At 69.5% G+C, this 14,670-nt stretch carries 12 protein-coding genes; 5 read left to right on the top strand and 7 right to left on the bottom strand.

Annotation, left to right across the window (positions count from 1 at the left end):
- The first annotated feature begins 41 nt into the window (after positions 1 to 41).
- Positions 42 to 998, top strand: coding sequence for an ArsR/SmtB family transcription factor (locus ABT313_RS37405; RefSeq protein ID WP_350864033.1), 957 nt, complete (start codon positions 42 to 44; stop codon positions 996 to 998).
- A 20-nt stretch (positions 999 to 1,018) separates the two neighbouring features.
- Here ABT313_RS37405 and ABT313_RS37400 read toward each other — a convergent pair whose 3' ends face one another.
- Complete coding sequence (locus tag ABT313_RS37400; RefSeq protein ID WP_350864030.1) at positions 1,019 to 3,421, bottom strand: glycoside hydrolase family 3 protein; 2,403 nt, start codon at positions 3,419 to 3,421, stop codon at positions 1,019 to 1,021.
- Between the two features lie 46 nt (positions 3,422 to 3,467).
- Here ABT313_RS37400 and ABT313_RS37395 point away from each other — a divergent pair, with 46 nt between their 5' ends.
- The 4 genes from ABT313_RS37395 (at position 3,468) to ABT313_RS37380 (ending at position 5,831) form a co-directional block, all read left to right on the top strand.
- The gene (locus tag ABT313_RS37395) at positions 3,468 to 4,043 is read left to right on the top strand and encodes a TetR/AcrR family transcriptional regulator (RefSeq protein WP_350864027.1); all 576 of its coding nucleotides are present in this window, start codon (positions 3,468 to 3,470) and stop codon (positions 4,041 to 4,043) included.
- Between the two features lie 3 nt (positions 4,044 to 4,046).
- Positions 4,047 to 4,877, top strand: a complete 831-nt coding sequence (locus ABT313_RS37390; RefSeq protein ID WP_350864024.1) for a CPBP family intramembrane glutamic endopeptidase — start codon at positions 4,047 to 4,049, stop codon at positions 4,875 to 4,877.
- A gap of 62 nt (positions 4,878 to 4,939) precedes the next feature.
- The gene (locus ABT313_RS37385; protein ID WP_350864021.1) at positions 4,940 to 5,266 is read left to right on the top strand and encodes a hypothetical protein; all 327 of its coding nucleotides are present in this window, start codon (positions 4,940 to 4,942) and stop codon (positions 5,264 to 5,266) included.
- Between the two features lie 40 nt (positions 5,267 to 5,306).
- The gene (locus ABT313_RS37380; protein ID WP_350864019.1) at positions 5,307 to 5,831 is read left to right on the top strand and encodes a GNAT family N-acetyltransferase; all 525 of its coding nucleotides are present in this window, start codon (positions 5,307 to 5,309) and stop codon (positions 5,829 to 5,831) included.
- Positions 5,832 to 5,862: 31 nt separating this feature from the next.
- On the opposite strand, the gene ABT313_RS37375 is transcribed toward ABT313_RS37380, so the two are convergent.
- The 6 genes from ABT313_RS37375 to ABT313_RS37350 all read right to left on the bottom strand — a co-directional run bounded on the left by ABT313_RS37375 (position 5,863) and on the right by ABT313_RS37350 (position 14,505).
- Positions 5,863 to 7,734, bottom strand: a complete 1,872-nt coding sequence (locus tag ABT313_RS37375; protein ID WP_350864016.1) for a hypothetical protein — start codon at positions 7,732 to 7,734, stop codon at positions 5,863 to 5,865.
- Between the two features lie 314 nt (positions 7,735 to 8,048).
- Complete coding sequence (locus ABT313_RS37370; protein ID WP_350864013.1) at positions 8,049 to 8,783, bottom strand: amidohydrolase family protein; 735 nt, start codon at positions 8,781 to 8,783, stop codon at positions 8,049 to 8,051.
- Positions 8,777 to 9,505: an amidohydrolase family protein gene (locus ABT313_RS37365; protein WP_350864010.1), complete on the bottom strand. Its 729-nt coding sequence runs from the start codon at positions 9,503 to 9,505 to the stop codon at positions 8,777 to 8,779. Before ABT313_RS37365 ends, ABT313_RS37370 begins: the two co-directional genes overlap by 7 nt.
- Positions 9,502 to 10,734, bottom strand: coding sequence for a DegT/DnrJ/EryC1/StrS family aminotransferase (locus tag ABT313_RS37360; protein WP_350864008.1), 1,233 nt, complete (start codon positions 10,732 to 10,734; stop codon positions 9,502 to 9,504). Before ABT313_RS37360 ends, ABT313_RS37365 begins: the two co-directional genes overlap by 4 nt.
- A 16-nt stretch (positions 10,735 to 10,750) precedes the next feature.
- A complete protein-coding gene (locus tag ABT313_RS37355) occupies positions 10,751 to 12,679 on the bottom strand; it encodes an NHL repeat-containing protein (RefSeq protein WP_350864006.1) in 1,929 nt (642 codons plus the stop codon).
- Positions 12,676 to 14,505 (bottom strand): outer membrane protein assembly factor BamB family protein, encoded by a 1,830-nt coding sequence (locus ABT313_RS37350; protein WP_350864003.1) that lies wholly within the window; start codon positions 14,503 to 14,505, stop codon positions 12,676 to 12,678. Before ABT313_RS37350 ends, ABT313_RS37355 begins: the two co-directional genes overlap by 4 nt.
- Positions 14,506 to 14,670 lie beyond the last annotated feature (165 nt).

The following is a 14,670-nucleotide window of genomic DNA, read 5'->3' as shown; positions in this document are numbered from 1 at the left end:
CGGCCCGCCGACCGCCTACAGTTTCGGGTGGAGGCGAAACGTTGTCCGAGTTCCTGGTCGATGCCGACACCCTCGTGAACGCCCGGTTCGGTACGTCGCAGCTCACCGAGACCGTGTCCGCGCTGAAGCTGCTGCGGACTCCGGTCGAGCCGTGGTACCGGCCGTGGAAGGACCAGCACAGCGCGGCGTTCCAGGCTCAACTGGCGGCCAACCCGGTCTGGGCCGCGATCGTCGACAGCGCGTTCGGGACGAGCTGGGCGGCCGACTTCTTCACGTTCCCGCCGCTCGAACCGGACCTCGCGCTGGAGGCGGAGCTCGAGTACCTGACCTCGTTGGACGACGACCACATCCGCGCGGACCTCAGCGTCGTACGCACACCGTTGCCGTCGATCCTGCTGTCGTCGTCCGGGCTGGCCGCGCACGCTGCTGACTTGCTGCGGTGGATCTGGCACGTGACCATCGAGCCGGAGTGGCCGCGACGGTTGCGGGTGTTGCAGGCCGACATCGTGTCGCGGACGTCGCGACTCAGCGAGCACGGCTGGTCCGGAGTGCTCCGCGGACTGGGGCCAGACGTGCGGTGGCTAGGCGACGGACGGATCCAGGTCAACCGCTGGGACTACCCGCCGACCGATGTCCGCGGCCGCGACCTGATGTTCATCGCCGCGCACACGCAGCGCGTGAACGTGAGTTGGCGGTTGCCGGACCGCTTCGCGCTGGCCTACCCGGTCACCGGCATCTTCGCGACCACGGCGACGCCGGACGAGCCGTTGGTGCAGCTGCTCGGGCGCAACCGCGCGCGCATCCTGGTCGAGGCTGCGTCACCCGTGAGTACGACGTTGCTGGTCGCGACGACAGGCTTGTCGTTGGCGACGATCTCCGACCATCTCCGGGTGCTCACCGACAGCGGATTGCTGGAGCGCCGGCGATCCGGTCGGTCGGTCTTGTACTGGCAGTCCGACACCGGCCGTCGGGTGGCCGGACGGCCGGTGTCTGACTGAAGGCTCGCCCAGCTGGGCAGCTAGTGCAGGATCTCCAGTTCGGCCGTGAGTGCGAGATCCGACACGGACGAGCCGGCTCGGAGGGTGAACGTGCCGGGCTCGGTGGTCCAGCCGTCCTGCCAGTGTTCGAAAGTGCGGTTGTGCAGGGCGACCGTGATCTCGCGCGCCTGACGGGCGTCGAGACGGACGACGGCGAAGCCGGCCAGCCAGCGCGCCGGGCGGTCGACGGTGCTGTCGGCGCGTTCGGCGTACACCTGGACGACATGCTTGCCGGCGCGGTCACCGGTGTTGCGGACGGTCAGCGCGACCGACGTCGGGTCGTTGGCGCGAAGGTCGGACAGCTCCCAGGTGGTGTACCCGAGGCCGTGGCCGAACTCGTACGCCGGCTCGGTGCCCGCCTTGAGCCACGCCCGGTAGCCGATGTGGAGGCCTTCGTCGTACCGCACGACGCCGTCCTTCGGGGTGACGTCGATGACCGGTACGTCGGACTCCTCGCGCGGCCAGGTGGTCGGGAGGCGGCCGCCCGGTTCGGTCCGGCCGAGGAGTACGTCGGCGAGCGCGTCGCCGTACTGCTGGCCGCCGAAGTACGTCGCCAGCACGGCCGCGACGTCGTCCCGCCAGGGGAGCAGGACGGGGGAGCCGGCGTTGACCACGACGACGGTCCGAGGGTTGGCGGCCACGACCGCGCGGACGAGGTCGTCCTGGCGGCCGGGGAGCGCGAGCGAGGTCCGGTCGTAGCCCTCGGACTCGACCTTCGAATTGGTGCCTACGACAACCAGTGCGACATCCGCGACGCGGGCGGCCGCGACCGCCTCGTCGATCAGGGCCTGCGGGTCGTCGTTGCCCGGCTCGACGCCGACGACGATGCCGAACGCGTTGCTCAGACCGCCTTCCAGCTTGGGCAGATCGAGCTCGACACGTACGTCGACCGGCGTACCGGCGGTGACGTCGAGCGGGGTGGAGATCGACGGCGGTGACAGCAGTGCGGCGCCGAGGTCGGTGCCGACCGGGACCGCGGTGTCCTCGCGGAGGAGGTTGCCGTCGGCAAAGATCCGGCCGCGGCCGACGGAGGCGAAGCCGAGCTTGACCGCGCCGGATTCGGCCGGGGTCCAGGTGGTCCGGAACTCGAAGACCGTCGACTCGGCGATCGGTGCGTCGCCGCCGAGGTACACGAGGGCGCTGGCGAAGCGGTCCTCGGCGTACAGCTCGGTGCCGTCGGCGGTCAGGAAACGGACCCGGGCGCCGCGCTCGCCGGTGTGCGGGTTGGTCATGGTTGCCGGTAGCAACTCGCCGACGCCTTCCTGGACGACGGCGCCGAGCGAGTAGGTGACGTCGGCATTCGGGAGCGCGGCGCGGATGCCGTCGAGCGGGGAGACGACGGCCTCCGGGATAACGGTCGCGCTGCCGCCGCCCTGGGTGCGGGCGTCGCGGGCGTTGTGGCCGATCACGGCGACGCGCTGGACGTCGGCCCACGGCAGTTCGTTGTTGTTGGTCAGCAGGACGGTGCCTTCGGCGGCCGCCGAACGGGCGAAGGCGACGCCGTCGACCTGCGGTACGTCGGCCGGCTTCTCGTAGCCTTCGAGGGCGCCGACGCGGGCGGCGAGCGCGAGGATGCGGAGGACCTTGCGGTCGATCGCGTCCTCCTTGACCTCGCCGGACCGCACGGCCTCGAGGAGCGCGTCGCCCCAGGCGCCGACCGGGCCGGGCATCGCGAGGTCCTGGGAGTGCTTGGCGCTCTCCACGCTGCGGACGGCGGTCCAGTCGCTGACCACGACGCCGTCGAAGCCCCAGTCGGTGTTCAGCGGGGTCTCGAGCAGGTCGTTCTCGGAGGCGGTCGCGCCGTTGATCGAGTTGTACGCGCTCATCACGAGCCACGCCTTCGACTCGGTCACCGCCTTCTCGAACGCGAGCAGGTAGACCTCGCGGAGCGTGCGCTCGTCGACCACGACGTTCGCGGTGAAGCGGTCGGTCTCGAAGTCGTTCGCCACGTAGTGCTTCGGGGTGGCCCCGACGCCGAGCTCCTGGACGCCGGCGACGTACGCCGCGGCGAGCTCCGCGGTCAGCACCGGGTCCTCGCTGAACGCCTCGAAGTGCCGGCCGCCGAGCGGGGAACGGTGCAGGTTGATCGTCGGGCCGAGGACGACGTCGACGTTCTTCCGGCGGGCCTCGAGCGCCGAGACCACGCCGTACCGATGGGCGATGTCGAGGTCCCAGGAGGACGAGAGGGCGGTGGCGGACGGGAGGTTGAGCGACGGGTCGCGCTCGTCCCAGACCGGACCGCGGACGCCGCTGGGGCCGTCGGACAGCACCATCGAGCGGAGGCCGATCGCGGGCAGTGCGTAGGTCGACCAGAAGTCCTGGCCGGTGAGGATCCGGACCTTGTCCTCGAGGGTGAGTCGGCCGAGCAGGTCGTCGAAGTTCATGGCGAAGACTGTACGTGCGAAAACCGAGTGATGCTAGGTTTTGGCTATGGCAACTTCCAGAGGTCCGTATGCGAAGGGTGTCGCGAAGCGCGAGGAGATCCTGCGGGCCGCCCTCGAGGTGATCGCGCGGCACGGCTACCGGAAGACGTCGACGCGTGAACTGGCCGCCGCGGTCGGGCTCAGCGAGGCGGGCTTGCTGCACTACTTCGGCACCAAGGAGCAGCTCTTCGAGGCCGTACTCCGAGCCCGCGACGAGGCGGACCGGTCACGCTTCGTCGACGTCCCCGACTCGATAGGCCTCCTGGCCGCGGCCGTCCGCCACAACGGCTCCGTCCCGGGCCTGGTCGAGCTCTACTCCACCTTCTCCGCCGAAGCAGGCGACCCCGAGCACAAGTCCCACGACTACTTCGTCGACCGGTACGCCGCCATCCGCAGCTCCCTCGCCGACGCAGCTCGCGCGCGCCAGGCGGCCGGCACGTTCAGCCCGTCAGCCGACCCGGAAACCGTCGCGACCGCGCTGATCGCTCTCTCCGACGGCCTCCAGATCCAGTCCCAGTACGACCTCCCGGCCGACCCGGCAGACCTCTTCGACAACGTCCTGGATCTACTGCGCGATAGTTGAACCATGACGAGCGAAGACCCGACCACCCCGTCCGAGCTCGCCACCTCGACGAGTACGCCGTCCTCACCTGGCCTACCTGCCGGCATCAGCCGGCGGGTGCTTTCCCGGGAGATCTGGTTGGTGCTCGCCTTGTCGCTGGGGGCGTCGGGGGTGGCGGCGGTCATCTCGTTTGCCGGGGTGCTGACGTCGGCCAAGCCGATCAGCGGGCAGACGGCGGTGATCGTCGGGTCGCGGGCGCCGGGGCGGCCCTGGCTGGATCTGAGTTGGCAGGTGTTCGCGGTCGTGACCGCGCTGGTGCCGGTGGCCCTGGTCGGGCATTTCCTGGCGCGGGGCGGCGAGACGCTGCGGACGATCGGCTTCGACCTGCGGGACCGGCTCCGGGACCTCGGCCGCGGTACGGCGATCGCGGCGATCATCGGCGGTGCCGGCCTGCTGTTCTACATCGGTGCACACGCAACCGGCGCCAACCTGACCGTCGACCCGTCGCAGCTACCGGACTACTGGTGGCGGATCCCGATCCTGGTCGCGGTGTCCGCGCAGAACGCCGTACTCGAGGAAGTCATCGTGCTCGGCTACCTCAACCACCGCCTCGACCAACTCGGCTGGTCGGTACGCCGTGCGACCGTGACCAGCTCGCTCATCCGCGGGTCGTACCACCTCTACCAGGGCCTCGGCGGCTTCGCAGGCAACGTGATCATGGGTGTGATCTTCACCTGGCTGTACCGGCGCTGGGGCCGGGTCATGCCGCTGGTCGTGGCCCACACCCTGATCGACACCGCCGCGCTGATCGGCGCGACGTACCTGCTGGGCAAGGTCTCCTGGCTACCCAGTTGAAAGCTGGACGAGTGTCAAGACTGACACGTAACCGATCGGGGCCCTGACGGGTTGAGGTTGTCGTGACAGTTAACGGGGAAATCACCAGTCCGCCCGAGATCGATGCCGGTCTGGCCGCCGCGGCGCTCGCCGTGTTCGCGCACCGGCACGAGGTCGTCCACCTGCTGTACGCCGCCACCGACGAGCCGGACGCGCTCGCCCGGATCGGCGGCCTGCTCCGGGTCGACGAGGCGACCATCGCGCGGGTCCTGGACCAGCCGCTGCGCTGGATGCTGCCGCAGTTCCGCACCGAACTCGAGACGATCGCCTCCACACCCGACCCCACGATCACCGCGCCCGCGCTCGACCCGGCCGCGGTCGACCTCGAATCGGCGGCCTCGACCAGCTGAAACTGCCAGGACGGCACCGCTCCGGCGCTAGGTTGGAGCGGTGCAGACCTATGGGCGGGACGTGCTGGAGATCGCGGACGAGCTGACGACGGCGTACGTCGAGGTGTTCACGGCGCCGCCGTTCGCGCACCGGGACCCCGAGCAGACCCGGATCGCGTTCCGGAAGCGGCTCGAGGGTGACGCGGAGCGGGACGGGTTCCAGGCGTGGATCGAGCGTACGGACGACGGCCGGATCGCCGGGTTCGTGACCGGCTGGACCACGCCCGCGCCGTTCCGGACCGACCGGTCGTACGGCAGCGTCCGCGACCGGCTCGGCGCCGAACAGGTCGACGAACTGCTCGTCGGCGCGTTCGAGGTGGACGAGCTCGGCGTACTCGCGCACGCCCGCGGCACCGGCCTAGCCCGCCGCCTGCTCGAAACCGCCACCCGCGAACGCTCCCGCGCCTGGCTCCTCGCCTGGAACGAGAACCACGACGCAATCGCCTTCTACCGCCACCTCGGCTGGCACGAACCCGAAGTCCGCGGCCCCGAAACCGACATCCTCGTCTTCACGGCCTCCAACTGAGGAAGGGGCTCGGTCGGGTCTTCTATGTAATTCAGGTCAGCTGTCGGTTGGAGTTGGGTAGGCGGTGTGTCCCGGTGGGGCCGACCTCGAATGTGAACCCGTGGGGTGTGGTCCATTCCAGCGTCTTGTGGTCGACGCGGCGCACGTTCCAGCCGTGGGCGTGGGTCTTCACCCGATGGGCGAACCGGCTCAGCGGCGCGAGGTTGCGGGTGTTGGTCTGGCCGGCGGGGCCGTGCGGGTCGTAGGGCTGGATGTGGTCGAGGTCGATGCCGTTGTGCGTTTCGCGGGTGCCGTACGGGAACAACTCGACCGGATGAGTGAGACGTACCCGTTCGCGGATCCGGGTGGGGATCTCGTAGGCGTCGACGCTGACAGCGTCGTTGAGGTCGATGACCGGCTTCACCGTGTACGGCCCATGACCCACGAGCTCAGTGAACTGCTGGGCCAATAGCGGACCGATCCCCTCGGCGCGCAGCACTCCGGTGCCGGTGGCAAGGGTCAGGTCGGTCAAATGCACGAAGACCTCGGTCTGCCCAGGCCGGGTCTGTCCGCTGGCACCTGCGGGATCGGCGTAGGCGTCCTGTTTGATCTGCGCGAGGCGTGCGTCCAGCGCCCGCCGGTCGGAGACGCCTATCGGGACGCCGTCGTCCGGCTCGGTCCGCGGCCCGGGAATGTATTCTGGCTGCTGGCTGTCGAACGGGTCACTCGGCGGGTCAGGATCGTACGGTCCGACGCCGTCGGGCAACGGCGGCTCCCGCAGCTCAAGCAGATCGGATGCATCAGCCTGACGGCCATCGACGGCCCGCGGGCCGTCGTACGGCGGGTTTGCGAGAAGAGCTGAGGTGCCGCCGCATGCCGGGATCGCCGACGAATAGAGTGCCTGGTTCGACCGGTCGCGCGTATCGCCGTTCCATGGGTTTGCTGGGTACGCCGCAGTCGCAGCGGGACCTGTGTCTACCGACGTACGCGACACGTCGTCCGAGCGGTCGCGCGGGTGGGACACGCAACGAGCGGTCGCCGCGGATCGCGCGCCGACGGCGGGTTGCCAGTCGGTTTCTGTGGGCCGCGGGCCGTGGGCTGCTTCCGAGCCGGCCTTCGCGGACGTGGTCTGGGTTGGGTGGTTGCGGGCTTGGGTGAGGAGTTCTTGGGTGAAGCGGGGGTCGGCGATGATGCCGAGGGCGTCGGCGCGGCGGTGCTGGACCTGGCGGGTGTCGCCGAAGGTTTTGAGGGCGTCGGCGATGGCGGTGATGGTGGCGTCGTGGCGGATGATCGCGCCGGCGGGGGCTTTGGCGTAGATGGTTTTGTTGCCGTGGGCGTCGGAGCGGCCGACGAACACGCCCCGCTCGTCGGCTGCCTCGGCGGCTTCGGCGCGGGCCAGGTCGGGGTCGGCGTGGGCCTTGGCGGCGCGGATGATCTTGTCCAGCCGGTACGGCGTGATGCAGTCGATCAGCGGGGCGACGCGTTTGTCGACGGCCCGGGCGGCTTCCTCGGACAGTTTCAGGCAGGCCGTAGCGAGTTGACGGGCCTTCCACGGGGTGGCGTCGCCGGAGAGGACCCGCGCCCAGGTGAATGGGAACCGGTGCCGCAGGGCCAGGGCTTCGCCGAGGAACCCGGCGGCGACTGTCGAGGAGATCCCGAGGATCAGGCCGAACTCGGAGATCGCGAACTCGGCGATCTCCGGGCAGCCCTCACCACCCAACACGACAGCCCTCTCGCGTCCGTCACCGGGGCGGCGGCCGGGTCGCGCGGGCCGAAGGCGGCAGGCCGAGGGGTGGAAGCGGTCGGCGTAGATCTGGGCATGCTGCAGCAGTCGTGCGTCGGCCTGGTTGGCGATCGCGCGGTGCTCGGCGGCCGACTCGAGCAGGTTGGCCGTCGAGAGCTCCTCCAGATCAATGTCGAACATGTGTTCGATTCTATCTCTTCGAAGCTCATCCGCCAAATCGGCCAGTGGCTGGAAAGCCCTTATTTGTAGGGCCGGCCGGCACACGCGACACGCTGCCCAAGTGACGGTGTACGGCCGATATCGGTCGGTCGTTGCTATGGGCAAGGATGGTGGGCGGTGGCGGGCTACGCAGGGGCGGTTGATCGGGTCCGGTGATGGCGCGCAGCTCGGGATCTTCGGCCACGGTGGGCGACGCACCACAGCAAACCTGCTGGCGGTCACTGAAGCTGGCTACACTCTTGAATCTCTTCTTTCCTTGTCTTTCCGGATCTTTCCTATGAGAGGGCGAAGAGGGTGGTGGCGTTCTGCCAGCGGATGGCGTCGGATTCGGCGGGGGTGAGGTTGGCGGCTTCTAGGGCGCCCAGGGCTACTGATGGGTCGATCAGGGTTGCGTCGGTGCCGAACATCAGGCGGCTCGGGCCGATCTGGTCGAGGATCCAGCGGATCCGGTTCGCCTCCGGTGCGGACCAGCACGGCTCGAACCAGATCCGGTCGGACCGGTCGGCTGCCTCAGGTACTCGCGGCCAGCCGTTCGCGCCCATGTGACCGGCGAGCACGCGCGCGTCGGGCACCCGGGCGGCGACGTCGGCGAGGTCGACGACGGTGTTGCCCCAGGTGTGTACGAGCGTGGGCAGGCCGTACTCCGTGGTCAGCTCGATCGCCGCCTGCATCGCGGGCGAGCTGATCGGCGTCCGGCTGTACTCGCTGTGGATCTTCGCCCCGACCCACCGCGACCGCCCGTCCCCGGCCAGCAGTACGTCGAGGTCGGTCCGGGCCTCGTCGAGGCGGCGCGGGTCGACGACGATCATGCCGCGCAGCCGCTCGTCGACCTGGAGCTGTTCGGCGAGGGAGCGGTTGCCGAGCGGGGCGTCGTACACGATGCCCTCGATCGACGAGACCAGCTGGAGGTCGATGCCGAAGCGGTCGAGCAGGTCGATGTTGACGTCGATGCTCGCGGTGTCCATCGAGAAGAACCACGGACCCCAGTGGGCGTGTACGTCGATCAGCATGCGGGCTCCAGGAGGGTGGTGAGGCTGCGGCTGCCGGCCTGGGCGATCTCGTCCGGGCCGAGCTTGGACGTCAGCAGCCGGCGGACCACCGAGCGGGTCTCGTGGAACGGCGTCCGGCAGCCGAGCACGAGCCGCTCCGCGCCGACCTCCGCGGCCACGATCTCGAGCGAGTCGGGTCCGGTCAGCATCCGGGTCGAGGTGTGGAAGCCGGGCTCTGAGCGAGCCAGGATCACGAAGTCGCCCAGATAGTAGAAGTGCGTGTCGAGGAAGACCGCCCGCGCGCCGAGCCCACGCAGAGCCGGCCCGACCTTGCGGACGTCGCCCTCGGTGAAGATCGTGACGCCCGCGTCGACCAGCAGCTGCACGACATGGCCGAACGACGGGAAGCCCGGCTCCACGCTCTGTGCAGTCGGCGCCAACCGCACCGCTCGCGGCGGAGCGTCTCCCGACAGCAGCCGCTCCAACTCCTTTTCGGCGCCCAGCGGATCGCGCAGGTCCAGCACCGGGCACGCCGTCCACCCGTTGCCATCGGCAACCTTGCGCGCCTCGTCGTTCCCCGACGGTACGTCGAAGTGCACCGCCCGCAGCGCGGATACGACCCCACCGGAGATGTGAGCGGCTTCGAGCACCTCCCGCACCTTCTCGGGCCGCCCCCATCGTCCGGTGGTGACGTCATGCCCGACGAGGATGTCGCAGTCGAGCAGCAGGGGAGAATCGGTCATGAGGCCTCCCGGGCCAGGGCTTTGTGCACCTTGCGGATCGCGGCGACGATGTCGTCGACGTCGGGTTCGGTGTAGTTCTCGTTCCAGGGCAGGACAAGGAGACGGTTGTTGATCAGTTCCTCGGCGTTGGGGCACAGGCCGACCGGGTACGACACGTCCTGCAGCGGGAATCCGGAGTCGCCGTACGTGATCCGCTCGCGGACGGCGGGTGCGGCGTACAGCGGGCTGGTCAGGTACCCGCCGTTCGCCGGGATGCCCTCGGCGGTCAGCGCGGCGGCCCATTCGCGCATGTCGCCGGCCGCCTCGGAGATGATCAGCGGGTACTGCCAGTACACGTGGTCGTGCCCGTCGGGTGGCGGCGTGATGCCGGCGAGGTCCGAGATCCCCGCGGTCGCCCGCAGAGCCGCCGTACGACGGTCCTCGATGACGCCGCGGAGCCGGTTCAGCTGCGCTCTGGTCACCGAGGCGACCAGTTCGGTCATGCGGTAGTTCAGCGCGAGGAACAGGTACGTCCGCTCGTCGGTGTCGCGCGGCCAGCCCTTGTCCGCGAACAGCCGCATCCGCCGGGCTTTCTGCGCGTCGTCGGTGACCGTGAGGCCGCCGTCTCCGGCGCTGATGTGCTTGGTCTGCTGCAGGCTGAAGCAGCCGATGTGCCCGATCCGGCCGACGAACGAGTCGCCGACCGGCGCGAGGTACGCCTGCGCGCAGTCCTCGATCAGCAGGATCCCGTGCCGGTCGCACAGCTCCCGCAGCTCGCGCACGCGGGCCGGCTTGCCGAACAGGTGCACCACGATCACCGCCTTGGTCCGCGGCGTGATCGCGGCCGCGACCGTCTCGGGCGTCAGGTTCCCGGTGATCGGGTCGACGTCCGCGAACACCGGTACGGCGTTCTGCATCATGATCGGGAACACCGTGCCCATGTCGCTGATGGGCGTGGTGATGATCTCGTCACCCGGCGCGGGGTTCACCGCGGCGACGGCCAGGTGCAGGGCCGCCGTACCCGAGCTGCACGTGACGGCGTACCCGGCGCCGAGGAGCGAGGCGAACTCCAGCTCGAGCGCGGGCACCTCGGTGCCCCAGGTGGCCGACAGCATGCCGCTGCGGAGCACCCGCTCGACCGCCTTGACCTCGTCGTCGCCGAAGCGCCGCCCGCTGGCGTTCATCACCGACGGCAGCGGGTCCGTGCGCACCGGCGTACCGCCGTCCCGGGCAAGCTGACTGTTCTCCATCGCAATAGTCCTTTGCTTAGGGCAACGGTAGTTGGACGAGGTCGCGGTCGGCGAGACCCCAGACGCTGTGCCGGGCGCCGCGGACCGGGGTCAGCTGCGGCACGGTGTACCAGCCGTCGCCGAGGTTGTTCACCAGCAGCTTCGCCGGTCCGGGGCCGAGCTGGTACAGGTTCCCGCCGAAGTTCGTCTCACAGTAGACGCCGGTCCGGTCAGTGTGGATCTGGCCGTAGCCGGACAGCTTGTTCTCACCTCGTGCGACGGTCTTCGTCTCCAGGTCGTAGCGGAACCAACCGCCGCTGGTGCGTTTCAGTACGCCGTACAGGATCCCGTTGTGGACCGCGACGCTCTGGATCGAGCGCTCTCCGGCGAGTGGTTCGACGGTCCAGAGCAGTCGGCGCCGGCAGAGATCGAAGGCGGCGATCGCGGCCGAGGCGCGGGTCGGCGTGATGCCACCGCCGCCGACCACGTCCCCGCCGAGGTACGCGATGCCGTCGACGATCGAGACCGTCATCACGCTTTGGTCGGGCAGGATCCCGTAGTGCACGTCCAGTTCGCCGGTGCGTACGTCGAGCAGCGTGAGCGCCCCGGTGAGCTTGCCCGTACCGGGCGCCGACGCGATCGCGAGCAGCTTCGACTTCTCGTCGTACGCCGCCTGCCAGGGCCGGATCTGCTCGTGATCGATCGTGCCGAAGCTGTGCACCTGCTTGGTCCGCGGGTTGACGCGGACGACCTCGGTGCTCGGATAGAGCGCGGAGTACAGCTCGCCGCGGATCCAGGTGAGCGTCTTCGCCTCACCGGCGACGCGGAGGCGCCGGGTCGTGTCGCCGGCATGCTCGGTGATGACCCAGTGGCCGCCGACGTACAGGTGCGGGTCGCCGATCACGATCGATTGCGGCAGGTCCGGCGCGGGTACGAATCCGGCGTCGATCAGGTCGAGCAGTTCGAACGAACCGGTGGTGACGTCCAGCCACCAGAGCACGCCGGACCCGGTCGCGCCGAGCAGCGTCGTCGCATCGAGGAACACGAGCTTGCGATGTTCGTCCTGCGGCGCCGGCGTCGCTACCGCGACGAGCCCGTCCGCTCCAAGCTTCCAGACGGTCCCCGAGGTCCTCGTCGTCAGGTACGCCGTACCGTCCGCGGCCACCGCGATTGCGTCGACGCCGGTCTCGCCCGCGGGCAGCGGCGTACTACGGACGTCGGTGCCGTCGAGCGCCATGCTGAGCACCGCCTGACTGCTGCCGACGAAGACCCGGTCGTCCGCCGCCGCGAACGGGCCGAAGTTCTGCCCGCGGGACGCGTCCGGGGTGAGGTCCGTGAAGACCTTCGTACTCCGGTCGTACCCGACCAGCTGCGACGGTGTGTAGATCCCGGCGTACACGTAGTTGCCCGCAGCACCGACATACCGTCCGTACTGCGCCCCGGCGACCGGCGCGCCGAGCCGGGTCGGGGTGTTCGTGGCGGGGTCGATCTGCCAGACGGCGCCGTTCGGATAGCTGACCGCGAACACCTGGCCGTCAGGCGCCGTCGTCATGTCCCAGACAAACCCGCCGGCACCGGCCAGCGTCCCGACATGGGTCACGGAGCCGTCCGCGGGGTCGAAGCAGTAGACGTCGGCCACCGGGTAGAGACCGGCGTAGACCTTGCCTCCGGCAACAGTGATTCCCCAGCCGCCCTCGCCGGTAGGGAGTTCGACGGTCCTGGTCACGAGGCGGGTGGTCAGGTCGATCTCGGTGAGCCGGGGCGGCACGATGCCGCGGCTGATGACGTAGGCGTGGCCGTCGTGAACCGCCATCGCGACGACGGCAGCCGTCACGACCGCGGGACCGGCGCTGGGCAACGTTGATCCGTCGATGGGACTGTCCTCCGCGTGGGCGGTGGTAGGCAGGGTTGTGAGGGCTGCGCCGGCCAGCGCGCCGGCCAGCGCCGTACGGCGGGAGATGATCATCGGAGTCCTCCGATGCGGACGAGGTCACGGCCCCTGATCGTGTAGAGCGCGTCGCCGTCGTGGGACGTGGTGATGAGCGGATAGCTGTAGATCTGGGCGCCGAGGTTGTCGACGACGGTGGTGATCGTCAGGGCCGGCGTGATCTTGAAGACGCGCTGGTTGTCGGTGCCGTACAGGCCGGAGCGGGCGATCGTCAGCCGGCTCTGACCAGTGCCGAGCGTGGCGCTTCCGACGAGCTTGCCGGTCCGCGGATCGAGGACGGCGAGCCGGCCGTCGTCTGTGGTCGCGTACAGGCGGCCGCGGTACATGACGAGATCGCTGTAGCTCTGCGCCTTGGACAAGGGAGCGGCTTCCCACAGTGTCTTGTTGCGGCGCAAGTCGTAGGCGACGACGGTTGCCTCGGGCAAGATCGGGTCGGTGCCGAGGCTGTTCCGGGTCGCGCCGCCGAGGTACGCGATGCCGTCGGCCGTCGTCACCGAGCGAACCGATTGCTGCGGTACGACGCCGCGGTGGACCTCGCGTTCGCCGGTGCTCAGGTGCTGCTCGACGAGCGTGCCGTCGTACTTGCCGTAGTCGGGCTCGGTGGATATCAGCCAGGTGCGGGACCGGGCGTCGTACGCCGAGTCGGTCGGGCGGGTCTGCTCGTTGCCGATCTGGCCGAGTTCGTGGAGGCCGGAGCCGTCGGGTTTCATCTGCCAGAGGCGGGCCAGGGTGTAGACGCCGAGGTAGATGTCCCGGCCGATCGGGGTCAGCGTCTTCGCCTCGCCGGGGAGGAACGTGCGACTGCTGGTGCCGGTGGCGAGGTCGTGGACCTGGATGCCGGCCTTACCGCTGACCAGCACGGAGGTCAGGGTGGCCGCGATCGCCATCGCCTGCTCGGGCGCGGGCGGGAGACCGGCCTGACCGAGATCGGTGCCGGTGAACTCACCGGTCGCCTCGTCGAAGTCGACGACCTGGCTAGTGAGCTCGGCCCGGATCGTCGAGCCGTCGACGAAGATGCGGTTGAAGTACGCCCCGTCGTACGGCGAACCGAGTCTGGTCAGCGTGTTGTCGCGGTAGCGGTAGAGCGTGCCGGACGGTCGGGTGCCGAGGTAGATGTCCGCGCCGTCGATCGTGATCGCGGTGATGTACTGGTCGCCGCCGGGTGTCTGGACCTCGACCGGGTTGCTCAGGTCGGCGGTGTCGTAGACGAGCATCGTCCCGGTGGGGGAGAGGCTTGCGGCGAGCTTCGTGCCGTCGAGGGCGAGGGTGGCGACGAACGTGCGGTCGGCGTACTTGGCCAGGAGTACGTCGCGGCGCTCGCCGGTCGCACGGTCGATGGCGATCAGGTGCGCCTTGGTGCCGACGCCCGCGTAGATCGTGGTCGCGTCGGCGGCGATGCTGCGGACGTACTGCTCGCCGGCGACGGCAGCGCCGTACGACCTGGTCGCGCCGGTGGCCGGGTCGTACTCGTGGACGGCGCCATCCGGGTAGGTGCCGGCGACGATCTTGCCGTCGGGTGTCGCGGCGATCGACCAGATGAACGAGCCGAACTGCGTGACCTTGGTCGCGGTGCCGGTGGTGGTGTCGACCCGGTAGACGTCGCCGGGGGTGTACAGGCCGATATAGAGGTCGGTGCCGATGTGGGTCATGGCCCAGGCGCCGGCGCCGGTCGGTAGCGAGAACTTGCGGTCGACGGTCCTGCCGACCGGGTCGAACGCGCCGACCTGGACGGGCGAGACGCCGGAGGTGATGGTCCAGATCCGGTCGCCGACCTGCTCGGCGACGCTGGTCGAGGTCACGGCGGACGCCGGACCGAGGCTGGTGACCGTCGGACTTTCGGTCACGTCCGGAATAGTGGCGCCAGCTGGTGCAGAAACGCACACCAGTCCTGCGCAGATGACCAGAGCAGCGATCAATCCCCGTGCGATTCGCTTGTCCACAAGGCCTCCCGGGACAGTACGCACTGAATTACGGTCATGGCTGAAATTAGCCGGACGTGCGTCAGTGCG

The organism is Kribbella sp. NPDC000426, from assembly GCF_040300265.1.
Lineage (GTDB): Bacteria > Actinomycetota > Actinomycetes > Propionibacteriales > Kribbellaceae > Kribbella.
Note: the sequence above shows the minus strand (reverse complement) of the source record. Positions and strands in the feature narration are given on the sequence as shown.

Bases quoted from the DNA above. Each gene is read 5' to 3' on its own strand.
- ABT313_RS37400 (WP_350864030.1), bottom strand. From the start codon at position 3,421: ATGAACTTCGACGACCTGCTCGGCCGACTCACCCTCGAGGACAAGGTC.
- ABT313_RS37395 (WP_350864027.1), top strand. From the start codon at position 3,468: ATGGCAACTTCCAGAGGTCCGTATGCGAAGGGTGTCGCGAAGCGCGAG.
- ABT313_RS37390 (WP_350864024.1), top strand. From the start codon at position 4,047: ATGACGAGCGAAGACCCGACCACCCCGTCCGAGCTCGCCACCTCGACG.
- ABT313_RS37375 (WP_350864016.1), bottom strand. From the start codon at position 7,734: ATGTTCGACATTGATCTGGAGGAGCTCTCGACGGCCAACCTGCTCGAG.
- ABT313_RS37370 (WP_350864013.1), bottom strand. From the start codon at position 8,783: ATGCTGATCGACGTACACGCCCACTGGGGTCCGTGGTTCTTCTCGATG.
- ABT313_RS37365 (WP_350864010.1), bottom strand. From the start codon at position 9,505: ATGACCGATTCTCCCCTGCTGCTCGACTGCGACATCCTCGTCGGGCAT.
- ABT313_RS37360 (WP_350864008.1), bottom strand. From the start codon at position 10,734: ATGGAGAACAGTCAGCTTGCCCGGGACGGCGGTACGCCGGTGCGCACG.
- ABT313_RS37355 (WP_350864006.1), bottom strand. From the start codon at position 12,679: ATGATCATCTCCCGCCGTACGGCGCTGGCCGGCGCGCTGGCCGGCGCA.